Raw genomic sequence first — 20,298 nt, forward strand, 5'->3', positions numbered from 1 at the left:
ATGAAGAACGCCCCATCCATTCCGCAGCAGCAGGTCGATACGCCCAGAGTCATCATCCTGGCCGATGACCTGACCGGCGCCTGCGACAGTGGCGTTGCCTTCCTCAGTTCGGGAAGACAGGTGCGGGTCGTTCTCGATCTGACGAGCTTCGATAGCTCAAGCGGTGAAGATGAGGTGTGGTCGTTCACTACCGAGTCGCGTAACCTGCCGATGCATGAGGCCGCAGAGCGCCTGACCGAGAGCATGGCGAAGCTGCCGCACGAGGGAAGCCTCTTCTTCAAGAAGGTGGACTCCGCGGCCCGCGGTCACTTGGGTACTGAGGTTATTGCAGCGCTTCGTTCCTCCAGTGCCAGCATCGCCTTGGTCGCTCCGGCGTTCCCCGAGGCTGGCCGCACCGTACATGCTGGCGTCCTGCGCGTGAGCGACTTCAGTGGTCAGGACTCGACCATCGCCCTGCGTGACCTCTTCGCTCACGAAAAAGAAATCAGTATCGACGTGCTGGCCGATGATTCTCCAAGGCAGCAGCTTGCGGACGATATCTCCGCTGCCATCGCCAACAACACCGACATCCTTCTCTGCGCCGCAAGGACGCAGCAGCACCTGCACGATCTGGCCGCAGCCGCTCTGCATTTGGATCAGCCGATCCTCTGGGCTGGCTCTGCCGGTCTGGCGCACGCGCTGGCGGATGAGCTGCCGAAGGCCAACGCATCTTCCATCGCACAGGCCATTACAGCCAAGCCGGGAAGAACCGTGCTCTTCGCGGGCACGCCGCACCCGGTCACTCTGAGTCAGGTAGCGCGCCTCGACGGAGCCGCGCACGAGACCCACATCATCGACTGCGCCGTCACGCCCGAGGCTGCAATTCGAGAGACGTTTTCTTTCTCGCCGGTCTCCGCGCTGATCCTCACCGGCGGCGATACCGCAGCGTTCGTCCTGCGTGCGCTCAGCGCTTCGAGCATCCTGCTTGCAGGCGAGATCGCCCGCGGCATCCCCTGGGGCATCATCGCGGGCGGCATGGCTGCGGGCTGCATCGTCATCACCAAATCCGGCGGCTTCGGCAATCCCGAGTCGCTCGTACACGCATTTGAGTTCTGTGAACGGAGGTTGTATGAGTCTGCCTAAAATCGCTCTCACCATCGGAGACCCTGCCGGAGTAGGCGCGGAGATCACCCTCAAGGCCCTGGCCGACCGCGACCTGCTCGGCATCGCCGAGTGGATCGTCATCGCCGACCCGGTTGCCCTCGAGGCCATCGACCCTGAGTTCCGCAAGTCGCTGGACCCGCGCGTACGCCTCGTCGAAGCCAGCAACCTCGACCCTGCCAAGCCCATCCAGCACGGCCAGCTCTCGGCCGACTACGGCCTGGCCGCTATCGACTACGTCCGTCGCGCCACGCTCATGTGCCTTGCGGACGAGGCCGACGCCATGGTCACCGCGCCGCTCAACAAAGAGGCCGTCACCATGTCCGGCCAGATCTTCTCGGGCCACACCGAGTTCATCGCCGAGATCTGCGGCGCCACCGAGTCGCGCATGTTGCTCGCCAGCGAGAGGCTCTCCACCGTCCACGTCTCGACGCACATCGCGCTCGAGCAGGCCTGCAAGCTCGAGCAGGGCCGCATCATCCGCACCATTGAGCTTGGAGCCGAGGCCATGCGCCTCATGCTCGGACGCCCTGCGCGCATCGGCGTCTGCGGCCTGAACCCGCACGCGGGCGAGCACAACCTATTCGGCCATCAGGACTCGGAGATCATCGCCCCGGCGGTGGAAGCCGCGCAGAAGCTGGGCTTCGACGTCACCGGCCCGCACTCGCCCGACGCCATCTTCCTCAAGGGCGTGCGCGGCGGCTTCGACCTGATCGTGGCCATGTACCACGACCAGGGCCACATCCCCATGAAGCTCATCGACTACGAGAAGACCATCAACATCTCGCTCGGCATCCCCATCATCCGCACCTCCGTCGATCACGGCACGGCCTTCGACATCGCGGGCCAGGACAAGGCCGACTGCCGCAACATGCAGGCGGCGATGCGCATGGCGGCGCGCATGGCGGCAGGCAAGCTGAGCCTGAAGGGGGCTCAATAGATGCACCTTCTCGATGAGATCGTCATCGGTCTCTACATGGCTGTGCTGGTCGGCATCGGTATGCGCGTCTCGCGACGTCAGCGTACTACCGACCAGTACTTCCTCGCCGAGCGCTCCATCCCCGGCTGGGCGATCGGCATGTCGCTCTTGGCGACGATCATCACCAGTGTCACCTTCATCGCCTATCCGGGCGCGGCCTACGCGGGCAACTGGTCGCTGCTGGTGCCGGGCATCATGTTCGTCCTTGTCATCGCGGGCATCGGCGTCGTGGTCGTCCCGTTCTTCCGCCAGGTCGTCGCCATGAGCGTCTACGAGTACTTTGGCAAGCGCTTCGGCTCCGGCGTGCGCATGTACTCGTCCTTCGCCTTCGCCATGGGCCACTTCTCGAAGATGGGCTTCGTCTTCTACCTGCTGGCGCTCTCGGTCGGCGGCATCACCGGCTGGAGTCTCACGAAGGTCATCATCGTCCTCGGCATCATCACCATCTTCTACACGCTGATCGGAGGCCTCGAAGCCGTTATCTGGACCGACGTGATCCAGGGATTCGTCCTCTGGAGCGGCGTCGCCGTCTCCATCGGTCTGCTGCTCTTCTCGCCCCGCGTCCACACGGGCGAGGTGCTGCACCTGATCGCGGCGAACCACAAGACCAGCCTCGGCAGCATGAGCTTCGATCTCCACACCCAGACCTTCTGGACGATGGCGATCTACGGCCTCTTCTTCTACCTGCAAAAGTACACCGCCGACCAAACGGTCGTGCAGCGCTACCTCGCCGCTACCACCGACCGCGCCGCCCTGCGCGGCATCGGCATGGGCGCGATGCTCTGCCTGCCGGTGTGGACGGCGTTCATGTTCATCGGCAGCCTGCTCTGGGCCTTCTACCGCATCACCGGCGAGCACCTGCCCAAGTCCATCACCAAGCCCGACCAGATCTTCCCGCACTTCATGGTCACGCAGATGCCGCCCGGCGTCGCCGGCCTCTTCATGGCGGCTCTCTTCGGCGCGGCCATGTCGATGCTGGCCTCCGACCTCAACTGTCTCGCGGTCATCGTCGTCGAGGACTTCTACGGCTACCTGCTTCCGGGCCGCACCGACCGCCAGCGACTACGCGTCGGCAAGGTCGCAGTGGCGGTCTCGGGTCTGCTGGCCATCGCGGTGGCGCTGCGTCTCTCGAACAGCCAGGGCTCGGCACTGGCTCTCTACTACCTCATCACGGCTGTGGTCGCGGGCGGACTAGCCGGGCTGTTTCTACTGGCCTTTCTGGTCCGCAAAGCAGGCCGTGCCGCCGGGCTCATCGGCATCGTGGTCAACCTGGTCTTCACCACCTGGGCGACCCTCACCATGAACCACGGCCACACCTGGAACCTCCACCAGTACAACTACCCCTGGCACGAGTTCACCATCGGAGCCATCGGCAACATTCTGCTCTTCGTCGTCGGCTATCTCGCCTCGCTCGCGCTGCCCGCCAGCGAAGCCTCCGGCGCGACCCTATGGGATTGGCTGGCCCAGCGCCGCTCACACCCACAACACCCAACCCTCAACACACAACGGAGTAACGGATGAATCGGTTGCGCAAGGCAGTTGAACTGAATGGTGGCAAGACGCTACTTGGAGCGGCACTCTACTTCTACGATCCCATCTTCCTTGAGATCGCCGCTCACCTCGGATACCAGGCCATCTGGATCGAGATGGAGCACGCGCCCATCACCTTCGCCGAGGCGGCCGACCTCTGCCGCATGGCTGCCGGCACCGGGATGCTCACCATGATCCGCATCCCCGACTCCCGCCGCGAGAACGTCCTCAAGGCCGCCGAGTGCGCACCCGATATCATCGACGTCCCCATGGTCAACACCTCGGCCCAGATGGGCGAGATCCGCCAGTATGCCCGCTTCGCTCCCGACGGCCACCGGGGCTACTTCAGCGTCTCCCGCGCGGTCAACTACGGCGTCAACAACAGCGTCAACGAGACCCAGCAGAGCGTCAACCGAGAGTTGTGCCTGATGGCTCAGATCGAGCACACCGATGCGATGTCGGAGCTGAGCCAACTGGCCGCGACGCCGGATGTCGATCTCTTCGTCGGCCCCGCCGACCTGGCCGCGAGCATGGGCTATCCCTCGCAGACCAACCACCCGGTCGTCCGCGAAGCCTGCACAAAGATCGTTCAGGCCGCGCGCGCGAACAACAAGCTCATCGCCTCGGCCTGTGCTCCGGCGGACTTCAAGTTCTGGCTCGACCAGAACATCGACCTGCTCTTCTGCACCAACGACATCGCCTGCCTGAAGCGCGGCGCGGGGCTGGCTCTCGAAGAGGCCCGCGCTCTGTTGGCACAGGCTTGAGATAGACTCAACACCCCGGCGAACGAGGCTTGCAGCTTGAACGCCGGGGCAGGGAATTTAAGGACACGGCTTCAGTCGTGCCATCCACCATCCTTCCGCATTGCGGCTTTAAGCCGCTGCGGGACTCCTTTCTGCAGCCGTCCCGTCCCTTTCTCCTTCAACTTCATCATTTAACTTTCAAAACATGATTGATACCTCCACATCCAGCCGGGTATAGTGGCAGACGAATGAAGACCTCACGCAAGCACGCAACTCGAAGCTGGCTGACGATCCTCCCGCTGGCTCTGGCCTTGCCTGCCGGTGCCCCGTCTGCCGGTGCCCAGACCGTCCTCCATCCAGCGGACTACGCCCACTACGTCGACCTCTTCCACGACCAGGAGCGCGAGGCCACCGGCAAGCTCTACGAGGGCGAGGGCGGCGAGTCCACATGGCCCTGGATGCAGCGCGAGATCCCCTGGTTCGACGCCTCCGACAAGCACTTCGAGGAGATGTACTACTTCCGCTGGTACGCCTGGAAGAAACACCTGGTCAAGACCTCGAAGGGCTACGTCGTCACCGAGTGGCTGCCCAAGCCCGACTTCAAGGACGGCAGCTACGGCGCGCTGAACGACGCCGTGCCCTTCCACCTCGGCGAGGCCCGCTGGCTCCACACTTCCGCCATCGCCGAAGATGACGCCCGCTACTGGTTCTCGGTGCCCGACTCCGATACCCGAAAGTACAGCGCCGCCATGGCCTCGGCCGTCCGCGACCTGACGCTGGCCAATGGTAACGCCGCCCTGGGCACAACGCTTCTGCCCGCGCTCAAGACCTACTACAAGGCGTGGGAGACGACCCAGCAGGATGCGAACGGCCTCTTCTGGTCCATCGACACCCGCGATGCGATGGAGAAGAGCATCTCCGGCGACGGCTACCGCCCCACCCTCAACTCCTATATGTACGGCGACGCCCGCGCCATCGCTGCCATCGCCGCCGCTGCTAACGACACGGCCACGGCCACCGCCTTCAACCAGAAGGCCGACACCCTCCGCAACCTCATCGAAACCCGTCTCTGGAACCCCAAGGACCAGTTCTACGAGGTGGTCTCGCCCGCCGCCGACTCCGGCATCCGCAAGCAGAAGAAGTTCATCGACCCCGGCACCCAGATGCAGCTCTCCGGCGTCCGTGAGCAGATCGGCTACAACCCCTGGCTCTTCGACATCCCGCCCGTCAGCCACGCCATTGCCTGGAAGCAGCTCTTCGATCCCCAGGGCTTCGACGGCCGCTACGGGGCCACTACCGCCGAGCGCCGCAGCCCGCGCTTCCGCTTCGCCAGCTCCGACCAGTGCACCTGGAACGGCCCCGCGTGGCCCTTTGCCATGACCCAGACCCTGCTGGCGCTGGCGGCTTATGAGAACCTGCCCGGCTCTTTCGTCCTCGGCCCGGCGGACTACTACAAGCTCTTCTCGCGTTACGTGCTGGCCCAGCACCAGACGCTGGCGAGCGGCCACACCATCGACTGGATCGACGAGGACTACGACGCCGACACCGGCGAGTGGATCGCCAAGAACATGCTCATCGCCAAGAACAAGCAGGTGGGCCGCGGCAACTACTACAACCACTCCGGCTTCGTGGACCCGCTCATCACTGGCCTCATCGGCCTGCGCCCGCGCGCCGATAACCAGATCGTCCTGCACCCGCTGCTGCCGCCGGGGCAGTGGAGTTACTTCGCCATCGACGCCCTGCCATACCACGGCCACACGCTCACCATCCTGTGGGACGAGACCGGCAAACGCTACCACCGGGGCAAGGGCCTGACCCTCCTCATCGACGGCAAAAAAGCCGCCTCACGCAAGACCCTTGGCCCGCTAGAAGCGGCCCTGCGCTAAAGATCAGCACGAGATAACGGAGATCGACCCCATGCAGAAGACCCACCTCGCCGCCGCCGTGTTCACTCTCACTCTGGCCGGCTCGCTTATGGCGCAAAAAGACGGCCGCCTGGCCACGTTGGAAGGCACCGCTCCGCCGCTGGCCGCCGACGGCGTACCCGCCACCGTCGCCATCTCCCCCGGCAGCTTCCTCATGGGTGCTGACGCCGCCACGCTGCCCGAGTCCGTCATCAAGAACTTCGGCGTCATGTCCTCCCGTCCCGAGCATGGCGATTACGACGAGCTGCCCGCGCACCCCGTCCAGATCACCAAGGGCTTCCGCATCGGCGTCACCGAGGTCAGCCCGGCCGAGTTCCAGCAGTTCGATCCCACTTACGTTGCCGGCTCCGCCACCCCGGCCTATGCGGCTGGCGTCAGCTACGCGCAGGCCGTGGCCTACTGCGCCTGGCTCACCAAGAAGACCGGCAAGCCGTGGCGTCTGCCCACCGAGGCCGAGTGGGAGTACGTGGCCCGCTCCGGTGGCAAGTCCATCTTCGGCGCATCCGACACCACACCCAAGGCCGACGAGGCCAACCCCTGGGGAGTCAAGAACATGGAAGTCGGCCGTCCCGAGTGGGTCGCCGACTGGTATGGTCCTTACCAGCCGGGCGAGCAGGCCGATCCCTCCGGAGCAGCCTCCGGCTACACCCGCGTCGTTCGCGGCGGCGGGCTCGACTGGCGTCACACCGCCACCAAGACCTCTCCCGACCTCAACGTTCCGGCCACCGCGCCGTTCTTCGTCCGCCCCGCCAACCGCGCCTCCATGCCTCCGGTCTACGCGTCGAAGGAGGGCAACATCGGCTTCCGCGTAGTGCAGGCCGGTCCGGTCACGACTGCGCCCACTCCGGCCCAGCACTTCTTCTTCGAGACTGCCGTCAAGCAGACGGGCCTGTTGGCGAAGGCCAAGCTCAGTGGCCCCGACCTCTCGAAGCCCTGGTATCACACGCACGAGATGTTCCCGAACCTGCAAGGGAAGGACATGCCCGGCGTCGGCTGGAAGCTTGGCATCGCGTCCGGTATCGGCATCAACTACCACAACTCCGCTATCCAGATTCTGCCCAACGGCGACGCCATCGCGGCCTACTACAATACGCCCGACCGCGAGGACGACCCCGACCAGACCGTCCTCATCATGCGCCGCCGCGCTGGCTCGGAGGAGTGGGATATGCCTGAGGCCTTCCCGCAGTTTGCCGACGCCGCCCTGGCCGCGCCTGTCTTCTGGAACGACACCACGCACCCGGGAAAGATCTGGTTGTTCTGGGGCTTCCCGCGCCTCATCGGCGCCGGGCCCTTCTGCTACGCCATCTCGAACGACAACGGGGCCACCTGGTCGCCGGTGATCTTCCCCTACTTCCCGAATCCGATCGGCCGCTACGTCTCGCAGCCCATCAACTCCATCGTCCGGGCCAAGGACGGCACGATCTATATTCCGACTGATTCCACCGGGCGCGACTCGGACGGCAACGGCTCGGTCAGCGCCGTCTGGGCCACCAAGGACGAGGGCAAGACCTGGTACGACACCGGCGGACGCACCGCCGGACGCCACACCACCATCGTGATGGCTAAGAACGGCGATATCCTCGGCTTCGGCGGCAAGAACTCCAACATCGAGGGCCGTATGCCGCTTGCCCGCTCGACCGACGGCGGCAAGACCTGGACCAAGTCCAAGACGCCCTTCGACCAGCTCCTCAGCGGCGAGCGTCCCAGCGTCATCCGTCTCGCCAGCGGCCGTCTCTTCTTCGTGGCCGATTACAATCCAACCAACCAGAAGCACATCCACAAGGATGGCTCCTATGTGGCTCTCAGTGACGACGACGGCGCAACCTGGACGATGAAGAAGCTTCCGTCGGATGTTCTTACCGTCGGCTACACCACGGCCACGCAGGGACCGGACGGCATCATCCACGTCGTTACCTCGAAGAACAAGCCGGACTACGAGATCGAGCTGAACGAGGCGTGGGTATTGGACAAGAACGCCTCGGGCGACACGGGCGCGAGCGCCACGGTGGCCAAGGCTAAGAAGTTTACCGAGGGTAAGACTGTCTGGTCGGCTGGCGTCGCCAGCGATGGTCGCGTACTGCTCGACGGGCCGGAGAGCTTCTTCTACGCTAACGGCAAGCCGATGTGGTCGGTGGACTTCAAGGCTGGCCGCAAGGTCGGGGAAGAGAAGTACCTGCTGCCGGACGGCACGCCGGTTTGGACGAAGCGTTACAGCGACGACGGGACTTGGACGTGGGATAACTTCGATCGTACGGGCAAGCGAGTCGCCACCTCGCACTGGCGCGGCAAGACCCTGCTCGACAGCGACGTTCCCGATCCCATCATCAAGAAGAAGAACGACAAGCTGGCCGCACCGGAGGGCGAATGAAGCGTCTGATCTGCACACTCACTCTCTCTGCTATCTCCGTAACGGCCTGCGCACAGGCTCCGGCTCACGCGGCCCACTCGCGGCACAAGACGGTGCACGCCGCTCACGAAGATACAGGCATCACCCTCTTCGCTTACTTCAAAGAACCCGGTTCGCAGGGCATCTATCTTGCTCTCAGCCGCGACGGTTACACCTTCACTCCGCTCAACGACGGCCAGCCCTGGCTGAAGCCTGATAAACCAAAAGAGATCATGCGCGACGTCTTCCTTACCCGCGATCCCAAGGGTGGCTTTCGCATGGTGTGGACGTGGGACTGGCGGGGAAGCACGCTGGGCACGGCTTCGTCGCCGGACCTGATGACCTTCTCGCCCCAGACCGAAGTGCCGATGATGAAAGACTTTCCCACGGTCCACAACGTCTGGGCGCCTGAGACCTACTGGGATGAGAAGGCACATCAGTGGCTCATCATCTGGTCTTCTTCCTTCAGCGACGATCCCTCGGGCAACCACATCTGGGCCTCGCGCACCAAGGACTTCGTCACCTTTTCGAAGCCGGAGAAGTTCTTTGATCGTGGCTTCGTCGTCATCGACGCGACGATGTTCCCGCGCGAGTTCCACGGCAAGAAGGATTGGGTGATGGTCCTCAAGGACCAGTCCATCGACCCGCTTCGCTACTCGGAGCGTTGGACCTCCGGCCCCAGCGTTGAAGGTCCGTGGGGACCGCTCTCGGGGCCGATCAATGAGAGCTGGTCCGAGGGGCCTTCGGTGACGAAGGTTGGCTCCGAGTGGGTTGTCTACTACGACCACTACCGCCAGCCGCGTGCGCGGTATGAGGGCGTGGCGACGAGCGACTGGGTGCATTGGACCAGCGTCAACGACAAGATGCACTTTCCCGAGGCTTCCAAGCACGGCAGCTTCCTCAAGATCTCCGAGGAGGAGGCGCAGCGGTTGTTGGCTCGCCACGATGCTCCTGGTGCTACCACGACGCGGTAGTCCCAGAGTCTGTGACGGATAAGAGACCACATACAGCCTGAGAGTTGGGTTGGATGGCTTCGATTGCTATTTGTCGAAATCGAGAACACGTTCTATTGTGATGCGTCCGCACGAGCTGGTCTTATACTGGCCCCAGCGATTCCAGATCGCCGAATCATGTATGCGGAGCACTAATCATGAGTGGAACGATCGCTGGTTACATCCTCGATACTGCGACGGGAGAGCTTCTTTTCACGCCCCAGGTAACTCTGACTCGAACCGGTGTTGCCGGAGAGTCTCTTACACAGGCGGATGAACTCGGACGCTTCGCCTTTAGGTCGCTTACACCGGGCGGCTACAACCTCGGTATTTATGATGATCGTTACGTCCCTCTGTACCGCGATCTCATCCTGGAAGAGGGAACATCTATAGAGGACCTGCGGATATCTTTGACGCCTGCTGCCTTCATCAAGGGGCAGATTCTGGATGAAGACGGCGTTCCCCCGCAACATTGCCATTTCACTTTGATCAGGGCTGGCAATCGCAGAGGAAAATCAGGCTACATTAGCGATTCAGGAGACCACGCTGTAGATAAGGACGGACACTTTGCTTCGCCGCCCCTGAGGCCGGGCCGCTACTGCCTCCGATTCGCCGGAGTTCTGCGAAAGCATTTTATCGCTCCTCAAACAACTCCTTGGGCGATGCAGGAACGAATCTTCGATTTCGTTTATCCAAACGTTCAGGATGTGGTGGATGCCGTTTTTTTTGATCTCGAGATGGGGCAAACTCTGGATCATATCGAAGTGCGTATCCCTCGTCCGATTTGGCGCACCGTTCGAGGAAGATTGACGGGCGCATTGCCGGATAACCTGGCGGATACTTATGTCCATTTCGCTCGAGACGTGGGTATGATCGACGACTTCGGCAGCATGGGGGTCAAGGTAGATTCCCTTGGAGCGTTTGAAGGGCCTGCCCAGCCAGGCCGCTACAGACTGTTCGTTTGGGAGATGACACCACCAGACCAGGACGGGTATACGCAAAGGAAGAGGGAGTTCTCTTCTGCTGAAGTAACCGTCGGCGCACATGACACTGTGGGAGTTGAGATTCAGATAACCGGCTACAACTGAAAGCTGCCACAAAAAGGATAAGAATGGAATTCGAGCTGGAGATTCCATTCTTATCCTTTTTATTCCTGCTGGCTTGGTTTTCCATTACTTAGTTCTCGAAGAGCCAGTCCAAATTTGGCGGATGCCCATCCGAACTTGCGGTCGAGAAGTTGATGTGCGGCGTCACGTGGGTCTCTTCGGGGATGAATCCCAGGACCACGTACGCTCCCTTGCCGAGGTCGAGGTCGTTCTCCCCGGCGGGCAGGGGCTTGGTCCAGACCGTGATGGGCAGGCCCTTGGTGACCGTCACCGCGTTGGGTAGCAAGATGTTCCACTGCTCGGTTGCGGGGGAGACGTTCATGGCCTTGCGCGAGTCGGATTTGAAGAAGCCGACCAGGATCTGCGCGGGCTTGTCCAGCGTAAAGTGGATCGGCACCTCCTGCCTGGTCGAGACGCGGATGCCGGTGAGGCCGTTCAGCTCCGGAGCGACCGTGGCGATGGGCGTGGGCGCATCGGTGTAGAGCTTCGCGCCGGGGGCGATGTTGAAGATCTCACCCGCGCCGGAAGCGAGTGTGAAGCCCACCTGTGGAAGCTGCTTCGGAGCCTCGGTCGCGGCTGCGGAGCTAGGGTTGGTAAGCGACTTGAGGCGCACGTCGAAGGTGGCCAGCTCCTTCTGGTAGACCGGCAGCAGGTCTCGCCAGTGGTTCGTGGTCGGGCCGCCGCGGACGGGAATCTGGCGCTGCGAGGTCTGCATTCCGGCGGCGTTGCGGTAGGTGGTGTCGGTCAGGTCCTTCAGTTTGGCGAAGTCGTCCACGCTGGCGGCCAGCAGGGTGCGGGCCTTCTGTAGCTCGGAGGGATCGTGGTCGTAGCCGAACTTCATCACCAGGACGGCGGCCTGGGTCTTGTGGTTGTAGAAGGACATGAGGGCAGCGATGGCGCGCATATCATTGACCACGCGCTCGTACTCGGGCTTTGCCGCCGCGCTGATGCCGGGGGCTGCGGCCTCTGCCTCGATGACCGCCTTAGCGGAGCTTTCGGCAGCCATGGCGGCGATGGCTACGGGCGTCTCGCCGTGGTGGGGCTTGTGGTTCACCTCGTTGGCGACGTACTCGTCCAGCCGCTCGCCGTCGGGGGCGTCGCCGGTCCAGAGCGTCTCGGCGGGGTTGTAGCGGGCGGCGTCGATGAGCTGCGGCATGGTCATACCGAGCGAGAGCACCTGCCGGTTGCCCTCCGTGATGCCGATGCGGGGCAGCAGCTTGGCGGCGCAGATGCCGGATAGCTCGTAGGCCGAGAGCAGGTGCTCGCCGGTGGCCAGTTGCTGGACCGTCAGCCTGGTCGGCTCGGAGCCGGTGAAGTGGTTCTGCGTGGCCAGCGTGCCTCCGCCCATCGCGGGCAGATCCGCCACTACGTGCGACTCAGGCGAGTCGGTAAATCGCTCGGCGAAGCGTTCAGCCCAGTAGCTGTGCTCCGCCCTGGGGTCGCGCTCGGGATTCCAGCCGTAGCGTGCCCAGGACTCGTACCAGATCCAGTCGCGGTCGGTCTGGTTCAGCAGAGGATCGGTCTTGTCGGCGGCGTTGGGCCAGTCCCAGTAGCGCAGCGGGTACACATGGACGCCACCGATGCCGAGGCGGACGAAGCTGAGCGTCGTCTGGCGGATGAAGTCGGGGTTGCCCCAGCGGAAGGGTTCGAAGTTCGACATCAGGTGCATGTTGACGACGGTGGTGTTCGAGCCGGCTACGAGCTTCTCAAACCGCTGCTTGACCGGCCCGCGGATGTTGGTCCAGGTGAAGGACTCGCCGTTCCACTTCCACATGGTGTCGAGGTTGGGATACATGGCCTTGGCGGCGGGCATCACGTCCTCGATATCGGTGGCGTGGGCGCGGACGACGATGGGCGGCGGCGGCACGGGATGGCCCACGGCCTTCTCCTGCTCGGCCAGGCCGTCAAGCACGCCGGGGATGATGGCGCTGGTGATCCACTCCTTGCCGTAGTGCGGTCCCATGGCCTCGCCGAGTGTCATGAAGATGCCGACGTTGGGATACTCGCGGATGAACTCGGAGATGCAGTAACGGGTGTACTCGCGCGAGATGTCGCTGGGCGCGGAGAGGTGGAAGGGCAGGTGGTGGGCCTTGGCGAAGGTGTGCGAGAGGTGGATGTTGTAGAAGCCTTGCAGGACCCAGATGCCGCGCTTGTCGGCCTCGGCGGTGAGCCACTTGAACATGGCGATGTTGGCGTCGAGCTGGGCGGTCGGAAGCTCCTGCGCCTCGGGGTACTTGGGCAGCTTCAGCAGCGAGGTGAAGGGGTGGCCGTTCCAGATGAAGAGCGAGTTGACGCGCTGCGCGGCCAGTTGGTCGAGGTACTTGGTCCACGCAGCCTTGTCGTAGAACCAGGGGAACTCCTCGGGCGTGTAGCGATAGTCGTACTCGGCGTTCTCGTAGGTCAGCTCGGGCTTCTGCATCCCGATGACGGCTCCGCGCAGCTTGAGCTGGGGGTGGTCCTCGAAGTCGAGTTCAGAGGGCAGGGTGTGAGCCGCGTTGATACGGTCGATCAGCTCCTCGGCTCCATAGAGGACGCCCGAGGCGTCGAAGCCGGTGACGATGATGGTGTTGCCGATGCGGCGCAACAGGAAGGCCTCCTTGGCATCGGGCCAGAAGGCGGGGATCTGCTTGTCGTAGGGGGCCAGCAGCGGGTCCATGCGGGTGGCCATGAGGATCTGCTCGTTGCCGGGGAGCGACTTGAGGGCCGTGCGCAGGCGTTCGGCGGCGAAGCGCTCGCGCGGTGTGGGGTTCGCGGCTAGACGGAGGTGCGGGGCCGCGAGGGCCGGGGTGGCGAGCGAGAGGAAGAGCAGGGCGGTACGGATCTTCATGGGCGGCCTTTGTGTTGGGGCGGAAGCGGGCGGTGCCACTTCATCGGCGATGAAGTGGCACCCGGTTCGGGGGCTTACAGCTCGCCCGGCTCGTTATCAGGGACGAGGGGCTGCTTGGTCGTTGCTGGCTTAGCCCCCTTCACGTCGGAGACCTTCTGGAAGAGGACGGCGCGGTAGGGCTTGCTGGGCAGCGACAGGCGTGTCTTGCCCGAGTAGGTGCCGGGGAGCGGCGTCTCGGTCATCGCGAACGGGTCGATGAGGGTGGCCGAGAAGGTGGCCGTGGTGGGCAGCGGGAAGTCGTACCGAGCGGGGCGGTGCGTGTCCATGTAGTAGAGGATCAGTTCGTTGGGCGTGCCCGCCGAGAGGTAGTAGGCTCCCTCGTACTCGTTGAGGCCGACCTTGGTGATGCGCTCCACGAGGGCGCGCAGATAGGCGATGCGTGGGCCGGACTCGCCGCGCAGACGGCCCGCGTCGGACCAGCTCGACTCGCCTGTCTCGGAGATGAAGACCTCGCCGTGCGAGGCGTAGACGCCGCGGACGGTAGCCAGCCAGAAGCGGCGGGTCATCTCTTCGGCCGAGAGGTTGCCCCAGCGGCGATCCACGTCGCCCTCGTACTGGATCTCGTCGTGGACGATGGGCTTGCCCCAGGCCTCGCGGCGGCTGGCCGACTTCTCGAAGTCGTACGTTTGCAGACTGGCGTGGGTACACCAGGGTTTCGAGTGGTCGTAGATGACGCGGGAGTGGTGGATGGAGCGGAGGTGCGAGTAGGGGTCCTCGGCCTGGGTGATGCGGAAGAAGCGGTCCCAGTCGGACATGGTCTTGGTCTTGACCAGGTCGTACTCGTTGGCGATGGCCCACCAGACGTTCCGGTATGCGGACAGACGGGCGATGGCGTAGCGGAGGTAGAAGTCATCGGCCTCGGCTCCCATGTTCTTGAAGCCCCAGCCGTCGTAGGGGTGGAAGAGGATGCAGTCGGCCTCGATGTTGGCCTTCTGAAGCTCGAGCAGGCGCTTCTCGACCAATTGAAAGTAGGCCGGGTTGAAGCGGATGAGATCGTTGGTGCCGCCGCGTCCGTTAGAGTCGGAGCCGGTGTGGACGAAGGGCAGGATCTGTTCGCCCTTGCCGAGTGGCTTAGGCATTACGCAGACGCGGCTCTTGTTGAAGTGGACCTCCTTCATCCCGGCGAGCGAGGCGGCTGCGGCCTGGTCGGAGGTGAAGAGATAGGCATACGTCGTGGTGCCGAAGGGGAAGTAGGGCGTGCCGTCGGCGTACTGGAAGTGGTACTGGCGCGTGGTGGTGACGGGGCCGTGGTTGCCGGGCGTGGTGGGCGCGGTGCAGACGAACGCGCCGGTGTGGCCGTTCAACTCAGCCGTGGGGCTGTGGGTCTCGAAGGTCCAGTGGCCGAGGGCGTCGGGCATAAAGCGCACGCGGTAGGTGCCTTCGCCGTCGTAGAAGCCGGTGACCTGGACGGCGCGGTGCTCGAGCGTGAAGGTGGCCTTGAGGGTGATGTCCTTGAAGGGGTTGCCGGTGGTGGGGCCGGGGAAGGAGGCTTCGAAGAGGCCCCACTGCTCGATGGACTCTTCTGGCTTACTGCGGGACGGCGATTTGCTGGCGGACTTGTTGGCGGCAGAGAGCAGCGCGGGCTGAAGCGTGGCAGCTACGGAGGCAGCGCCGAAACGGATGAGATCTCTACGGAGCATGTCTGTTCTCACTCGGACGCCCAGTGAGGGAACGTCGAACTTTCCAGCCGGCGGGCCAAAGGCAGCCACGGACAGCGATCGGAAGACCTCTTTTCTATCAACGTGGATTGGGAGTGTCAATGTGATTATGGAAATAAAGGGTAAAAACTGAAAGAATGATTGGCACAGGTTGCGTTAGCATGGAGCTTCCAAAGGGTTTAGTACGGGTTTGGAACGAGGGAACCGATGATGAAGAAAGCATCGAAGGCGCTGGCCGCAACCGCGGAGAAGTCTGTGCGGAGGAGAATCCCCAAGTGGGCGCTCCAGAGCGGTGAGGGGGCTTCGACAAACGATGGAGCCGCCGGGAACGAGCAGTACTATCTGCGCACGATTGGCCGCGGGCTTGAGGTGCTGGACTGCTTTGACGGCAAGGTGCCGCTGTCGCTGAAGGAGATCAGCACGCGTACGGGGCTGCCGGAGACGACGCTCTTTCGCGTGCTGCTGACGCTCGAAAAGCACGCCTATGTGCAGCAGCACCGCGATGGCACTTATCAGCTCGCACCGAAGCTGATCTTCGGCTGGCTGGTGCAGGCAGCTGACAAGGTGCGAGAGATCGCGCGTCCGGAGATCGAGCGGCTGGCCAACACCTTCAACGAGACCGTCAGCGTCGCGTACCTCTACGACGACCGGATTCACGTGCTGGACTGCATCGAGACCTTCCACGAGATCCGCATGACCAACAAGATCGGCCGCGTGCTGCCGCCGCACTGCAGCGCCATGGGCAAGGTCATCACGGCCTTCCAGGATCGCGCCCTGGCCGACCGGATGCTGGAGGTGTACGGCCTCTCGCAGCGGACGGAGAAGACGATCACCGATCGGCAGAAGCTCTTCAAGGAGTTCGAAGAGATTCGGCGGACCGGCGTCGGTTCGGACCGCGAAGAGTCGATTCGCGGCGGAATCTGCTTCGGTACCGCATTGCGGACTGCCGGGCAGCCGGTTGTGGCGGCCATCAGCCTGTCCACGCCGACGATGCGCATGACGAAGCAGCGGGAGCGGGAGATCCAGTCCGCCCTGGTGGAGTCGGCGGCGCGCATCGTGGAGCTGTTGCAGGGAAGAACGGGAGCCTCTGGTCGGCGCTAGTGCCGGGGATGGGCCGCGCCGCGTCCGGATTCGGTAGCGATACCTGAGTCCAATGGACCGGCGTTGCGGCAGGCCATGCGCCTGTTCGGAGAGCATGGGCAGAAAGTCCACCGAAAATTATCTTCATTGGGCGCAAGTTGTTGTGATTATCTTTCGATAATTCTGTTGACACTGGTTGGACCGCTTCTTTAGTGTTGTTCGCTCAAAGGAAGAATGGTTTTTTACCAATGAACGGGAGTTTTCGTATGAAACGTATTGCACCGCTTCTCCTGGCTCTGGCCTGCGTCTCGGCCTCGGCGCAGCAAACCCGTGCCACCCTTACGGGCCATGTAACCGACTCCACGGGCGCGCTGGTTCCCAAGGCTCTCATCATCGTGACGAATACGAGCACGGGAGCCAAGACCACGGTCGTCTCGAACGATGCGGGAGATTACACCGTGCCGTTTCTGGTGGCCGGACCCTACTCGGTGACCGCTACGGTAGCCGGGTTCAAAACGTACGTTCATCGGGGCCTGAACCTGCAGGTTGAGCAGACGGTGACGGAGAATATCGTGTTCTCTGTCGGCGCTGTGGACCAGACGGTGACGGTCATGGGCGATGCTCCGTTGGTGGATACAGCAACGGCTTCGACGGGCCAGGTGTTGACGGCGGAAGAGGTCCAGGACCTGCCGAGCAACGGCCGCTCTCCGCTGGGCTTTGCGCGCGATGAGTACGGCGCGGTCTCGAAGGGTAAGCACTCGCAGGCGCAGACGCGGCCCTTCGACAACAGCGCGGCGGACGACTTCTCGCTCGGCGGCGGCAACTCGGCTTCGAACGAGATCCTGCTGAACGGCGTGCCCAATATGCAGGACTCGAGCCGCCTGGCCGGTTACAGCCCGCAGCTCGACTCGGTAGACGCCGTGCGCGTGGATGAGTTCTCCTCCGATGCCTCGACCGGCGATACCTCCGGCGGTACGGTGAACATTACCACCAAGGGCGGTACAAACGACTATCACGGCAGCATCTCGGAGTACTACGCCGGTTCACGGCCGCTGACGGCGAAGCCATACTACACGCCAGCGGGCGTGGCAGCCTCCTCGAATCACTTCAACCAGTTCGGCGGGACGATCGGTGGCCCGATACGGATTCCGCACCTGTACAACGGACGCGATAAGCTGTTCTTCTTCTACTCGTTCGAAGGTTATATTGGTTCGCTGCCTTTGACACTGGTCACCAGCGTTCCTACTGACGCGGAGAAGATGGGCGATTTCTCGGCTCTGCTGGCGATTAGTCCGAGCTACCAGCTCTACAACCCATACGCGGTCACGGCGACCACGTCGCCGAAAGGGGGGACGACGTTTTCACGTGCAGCGATTCCGGGCAACAAATTCTCAAATGCCGGGCTCAACATCAATACGGTTGCGGCGAACTACTTCAAGTACTTCCCGGAGCCGAACTACAACGGCCCCTCAACAAAGGCGGACGGGACGAATAACTTCTTCTCCGACGAGCCGACTCAGAATAACTACAAGTCGAATGCAGTGAGGATCGACTACAACATTTCGCAGTCGAACAAGATCTTCGGCGAGATTCACCGGAGTACTGCGTTGACCACCCAAGGGAATTACTTCCACAACAATGCTTCGGGTACCACCGGCGAGGTGCTGCTGTGGGGCGGTTCGTTGGACGATGTGCAGAACTTCAGCCCAACGCTGAACCTGAATACGCGGCTTGGTTTCAGCCGCAGTGTGAATACGTCTGAACCGACGAGCTTCGGAACCGACCCGACCTCGCTGGGATTCCCGGAGTATATTGGTTCGACCTCAACACTGCATGCAATCCCCCGGCTGACTTTCACGGAGAACAATAACACCAGCCTTATTCCGAGCGTGAGCACCGCGCCCGGTAACGTGGCGTACTTCGACACGATCCAGTTCTTTGCCAGTCTGAACAAGACGTGGGGCAAGCACACGATCAAGATCGGGCCGGATATCCGTCTCAACAAAGATTCAACGTTGTCGCCGGGCAACGCGAATGGTACATATGCCTTTTCCTCGACGGCGAATGACTTTGTGACGTATGGTACGACGGGCAGCATACAGCCGTTTGGAAACGATTTTGCGCTGCTGGCGCTGGGGTTGCCGACGAGCGGATCGTTCGATGTGAACACCAAGTTCCAGTACAACAACTGGTATGCGGGCATGTTTATTCAGGACGACTGGAAGGTAAAGTCGAACTTTACGATCAGCCTGGGGCTGCGCGTGGAGCATGAGACGCCGATCACGGAGAGCGGTAACCGGATGACGACGGGGTGGGATCCGACGATCGTGAATATCGGATCGGTCGCCGCAGCGGCTGCCTATGCTAAATCTCCGTCGTTGTTGCCGGTGTCGCAGTTCGTACCGACGGGAGGGCTGATCTATGCAACGCCGTCGAACCGGAACGCGTATCACACGGCTGCTGCTTACCTTGGGCCTCGTGTGGGCTTTGCATACTCGCCGGACTGGAGCCACGGCAAGACGTCAATTCGGGCGGGCTTCGGTATCTTCGATAATCCCTTCAACGATTACTACAGCAGCCAGACCTACGGATACTCGCAGACAACGTCGGCGATCTTTACCCCGGATAACTACCAGTCGGTGGCGACGACACTCTCTGATCCATTCCCGACATCGAACCCCATCCAGCAGCCTGTGGGCTCATCTCTGGGAGTCAACACGAACCTGGGCAATAAGATCGTGTTCTATGCCCCGAATGTGAAGGTGGCTTACTCGGAGCGGAGCAGCTTCGATATCCAGCAGCAGTTCGGCAAGAACTGGATGTTGGATGTGGGATACATCAATAACCACCAGGTGCATCAGTCGTACTCGAATTCGGTGAATGCTGGCAGCGGTGCAGTGCCGGTGCAGTACCTGAGCCAGTCGAGGTACTACGACCCTGTGGCGACGGCAGCTTACTCTCCCAACGTTGCGAATCCCTACAAGGGCACGCTGACGGCTGGACCTGCGGCGACGACCTCACTGAATACATCGAGCACGATCGGTCAATCGGCGCTGCTATGGCCTAATTCGGAGTATTCGAGCGTGACAGAGCAACTGATTCCCGGCGCAAGTGCGAACTACAACGCGCTGCTGATTCGGCTGGAGAAGCGGATGGATAATGGGCTTGAGTTCAACGTGAACTATACGTATTCGCGCAACCTGGGCGCGCAATCGCAACTCAATCCGGGTGGACCACTCTGGTATGGCGAGACCGCTTCGGACTTTCCGCACAGTCTGCACCTGACAGGGATTTATCAACTTCCCTTCGGCAAGGGGATGAGATTTCTGAACCAGGACTCTCGGCTGGTGGACGAGTTCGTCGGCGGATGGCAGATCTCTGCGATCTGGAGCTTCGACTCGGGTACTCCATATAGCTGGGGCAACGTGATCTATAACGGCGACTGGCACGACTTCAAGAACAACCCGCATAACCCGAATGGGCTGGCGTTCAATACGTCGGTCTTCGATACGCGGACCTGCACCAACCCTGCGGCGGCCTGCAACAATACCGTGGGTTCGGCAGGATATAACCCGAATGTGCAGCCGAATGCGTATAACAATCGTACTTTCCCGTTGATTGGGCCCCTGCGTGCGGACGTGACGAACAACTGGGACTTCTCGGCGATGAAGAACTTTCACATCTACGACCGGATCCAGATTCAGCCGCGTATAGATGCATTCAACGCATTCAACCGAGTACAGTTCGCAGCACCGAATCTGAGTCCGACGAGTACTGCGTTCGGGCAGATCAGCGGTCAGCAGAATACGAACCGTCAACTTCAGGGTGGTGTGCATATCATCTTCTAACAGCGGTAAAGCAAAAACGGTGGC

Annotated in this window: 12 protein-coding genes; 10 read left to right on the forward strand and 2 right to left on the reverse strand. The window is 62.3% G+C overall.

Annotated features, from left to right (window positions below):
• From FTO74_RS06270 to FTO74_RS06305, 8 genes are all read left to right on the forward strand, one after another.
• On the forward strand, window positions 1–1,122 hold the full coding sequence (locus tag FTO74_RS06270) for a four-carbon acid sugar kinase family protein (protein WP_255462615.1): 1,122 nt from the start codon (window positions 1–3) through the stop codon (window positions 1,120–1,122).
• Window positions 1,109–2,080: a 4-hydroxythreonine-4-phosphate dehydrogenase PdxA gene (pdxA, locus tag FTO74_RS06275; protein WP_162537375.1), complete on the forward strand. Its 972-nt coding sequence runs from the start codon at window positions 1,109–1,111 to the stop codon at window positions 2,078–2,080. Before FTO74_RS06270 ends, pdxA begins: the two co-directional genes overlap by 14 nt.
• Complete coding sequence (locus FTO74_RS06280; protein ID WP_162537376.1) at window positions 2,081–3,640, forward strand: sodium:solute symporter; 1,560 nt, start codon at window positions 2,081–2,083, stop codon at window positions 3,638–3,640.
• Complete coding sequence (locus FTO74_RS06285) at window positions 3,637–4,413, forward strand: aldolase/citrate lyase family protein (RefSeq protein ID WP_162537377.1); 777 nt, start codon at window positions 3,637–3,639, stop codon at window positions 4,411–4,413. Before FTO74_RS06280 ends, FTO74_RS06285 begins: the two co-directional genes overlap by 4 nt.
• A 227-nt stretch (window positions 4,414–4,640) precedes the next feature.
• Window positions 4,641–6,278, forward strand: a complete 1,638-nt coding sequence (locus tag FTO74_RS06290; protein WP_162537378.1) for a glycosyl hydrolase family 65 protein — start codon at window positions 4,641–4,643, stop codon at window positions 6,276–6,278.
• Window positions 6,279–6,309: 31 nt separating this feature from the next.
• Window positions 6,310–8,685 carry an SUMF1/EgtB/PvdO family nonheme iron enzyme gene (locus FTO74_RS06295; RefSeq protein WP_162537379.1) on the forward strand — a complete coding sequence of 792 codons (2,376 nt, stop codon included), beginning with the start codon at window positions 6,310–6,312 and terminating at the stop codon, window positions 8,683–8,685.
• Complete coding sequence (locus FTO74_RS06300; RefSeq protein ID WP_162537380.1) at window positions 8,682–9,677, forward strand: glycoside hydrolase family 43 protein; 996 nt, start codon at window positions 8,682–8,684, stop codon at window positions 9,675–9,677. Before FTO74_RS06295 ends, FTO74_RS06300 begins: the two co-directional genes overlap by 4 nt.
• 176 nt (window positions 9,678–9,853) lie before the next feature.
• Entirely contained in the window at window positions 9,854–10,783 is a 930-nt protein-coding gene (locus tag FTO74_RS06305; RefSeq protein ID WP_162537381.1) for a carboxypeptidase-like regulatory domain-containing protein, read from the forward strand.
• Between the two features lie 88 nt (window positions 10,784–10,871).
• Here the strand turns inward: FTO74_RS06305 and FTO74_RS06310 are convergent, their stop codons facing one another.
• Together FTO74_RS06310 and FTO74_RS06315 are read right to left on the reverse strand one after the other, a co-directional pair.
• Window positions 10,872–13,628 (reverse strand): hypothetical protein, encoded by a 2,757-nt coding sequence (locus tag FTO74_RS06310; RefSeq protein ID WP_162537382.1) that lies wholly within the window; start codon window positions 13,626–13,628, stop codon window positions 10,872–10,874.
• A 74-nt stretch (window positions 13,629–13,702) separates the two neighbouring features.
• Entirely contained in the window at window positions 13,703–15,328 is a 1,626-nt protein-coding gene (locus FTO74_RS06315) for a DUF5060 domain-containing protein (RefSeq protein ID WP_162537383.1), read from the reverse strand.
• 225 nt (window positions 15,329–15,553) lie between these two features.
• Here FTO74_RS06315 and FTO74_RS06320 point away from each other — a divergent pair, with 225 nt between their 5' ends.
• On the forward strand, window positions 15,554–16,447 hold the full coding sequence (locus tag FTO74_RS06320) for an IclR family transcriptional regulator (RefSeq protein ID WP_162537384.1): 894 nt from the start codon (window positions 15,554–15,556) through the stop codon (window positions 16,445–16,447).
• Window positions 16,448–16,692: 245 nt separating this feature from the next.
• On the forward strand, window positions 16,693–20,274 hold the full coding sequence (locus FTO74_RS06325) for a carboxypeptidase-like regulatory domain-containing protein (protein ID WP_162537385.1): 3,582 nt from the start codon (window positions 16,693–16,695) through the stop codon (window positions 20,272–20,274).
• Window positions 20,275–20,298 lie beyond the last annotated feature (24 nt).

The organism is Granulicella sp. WH15 (assembly GCF_009914315.1).
Classification (GTDB): Bacteria; Acidobacteriota; Terriglobia; order Terriglobales; family Acidobacteriaceae; genus Edaphobacter.